At 32.8% G+C, this 1,602-nt stretch carries 2 protein-coding genes; both read left to right on the top strand.

Features of this window, described 5'->3' with window-relative positions; translation table 11 throughout:
• Positions 1–131: 131 nt before the first annotated feature.
• On the top strand, positions 132–557 hold the full coding sequence (locus JUF13_RS14370) for a thioredoxin family protein (RefSeq protein WP_034529862.1): 426 nt from the start codon (positions 132–134) through the stop codon (positions 555–557).
• Between the two features lie 32 nt (positions 558–589).
• On the top strand, positions 590–1,297 hold the full coding sequence (locus JUF13_RS14365; protein WP_034529865.1) for a putative immunity/bacteriocin fusion bifunctional protein: 708 nt from the start codon (positions 590–592) through the stop codon (positions 1,295–1,297).
• The last annotated feature ends 305 nt before the right edge of the window (positions 1,298–1,602 follow it).

The raw sequence follows: 1,602 nt of genomic DNA, 5'->3' as shown, positions 1-1,602 counted from the left end.
ACTCTGGGCGTTTTTACTTTCGTTCGAATTAATTATAGAATTTGCCACAAACAAAATTAATTGTGATATTATGAGCATGTAGCATATATTGATTGTTTTAACATCGATTTTATGTGTTGAGGAGGCTTTTTATGAAAAAACGAAAAATAACAGTTTTAAGCAGTTTTTGCTTGTTCGTAATAGGAATCAGCCTCATGTTTTTACTTCCAAGTACAGTGCTCGCAAAGTCAGAAGGAAAAGTGGTGAATGTAAAATTAACCACCGCATTAAAATTGCTCAAACAAAAGAAAAGAAAGATAACGTATGTCCTCTATGCTTCTAGATACTGCATTCATTGTCAAAAAATGAAAAAGATTTACCGACAAGCTATTGCTAAGCATCCTAACAAGGAAATCTTTAAAGTCGATTTAGCTAACGAACCTAATTCTAGCTATAAAAAATTAAAGGGACTGCATGTAAATGCTATACCAACTTTAATAAAATACAATGGCACCCATGAGGTTACACGTTTAGTTGGAGAATCCAAAATTTCAGTAGTAGACAAGTTCTTACAATAAGGGTTCCTTAAAAATTAGAGGAGTTGTTGATTATGAGTAAGGCAAAACATTTTAAAAAAATATTTATCGGACTACTAATGTGCTCAGTTACTGTATTACTTGGCTCGTTCTTATTCCCAATTAATGGTTCGGCTAAAACTAGAGTTGGATCTTATTACCATAATTTAAATACAGAGCTTAAATATTCAAACTTGAGTGCAAAGGTTTCGTCTTTGAGCTCAAGCAATGCACAGCAAGATGTTTCTAATTTAAATAAAAGTGAGAAAATAAATAACTATTTAAATAATATAAAAAAACGTGGTTATACCAATGACCAAGACGCAGTCACACCATATAATTATCGTGCAACATCCTCAGTAGATCCTTCTATATCAACGGATGTTGTTTATAATGTTTACAAAAATAATGACAAAAATACTACAATATTAACTCAAACGGTTGTTGATAAGAGCAATAATAAGGTTGTAAGCTTCTCTGCTGAGCAAGGTACTACTAAGAGCACATCACCAAAAACCGAATTTTCCGCCTCAAACAATGAACTGAATCAAATTAATATTCTGGCGAAAAAAAAGACAAAGCATTTTAAATTTCATGGCAAAGAATTTTCATGCGGTATGGCTGGTGTGTTAGCTTGTGGTTCCTATTGTGCAGTTTGGGCTGCCGTAAATGGCATCGCAGGTTTAGCTTGCGCTGTCGTGTGTGGCGCTGCATCAGAAGGTGCATGTGCAATGAATCATTAATAAGAGGCAATTTTTATGAAAAAATATGAGAAAAATTTACTCTTTTACACGACTAAAAGTTTACCCATTTCGGGAATAATTGTTTCTGCAGGTGCTCTATTATATTTTGTTATTTATCAAAATAACTATACATGCGCAGCTGTTTTATATTCATTTATTCCGTTAATTGGCACTGTTCTAATTGCATTACCTTTCTGGATCCTTGTATATCGAATTAAGAAAGGTAATTCTCATTGATAAATAAAACCTATCTAAAGGGCAAATTCTATAATTAATCCGAACAAAAATAAAAAAAGGCCCAAAGC

Source organism: Levilactobacillus wangkuiensis (assembly GCF_016861605.1).
Lineage (GTDB): Bacteria > Bacillota > Bacilli > Lactobacillales > Lactobacillaceae > Levilactobacillus > Levilactobacillus wangkuiensis.
This window is presented reverse-complemented; position numbering and strand designations above follow the sequence as displayed.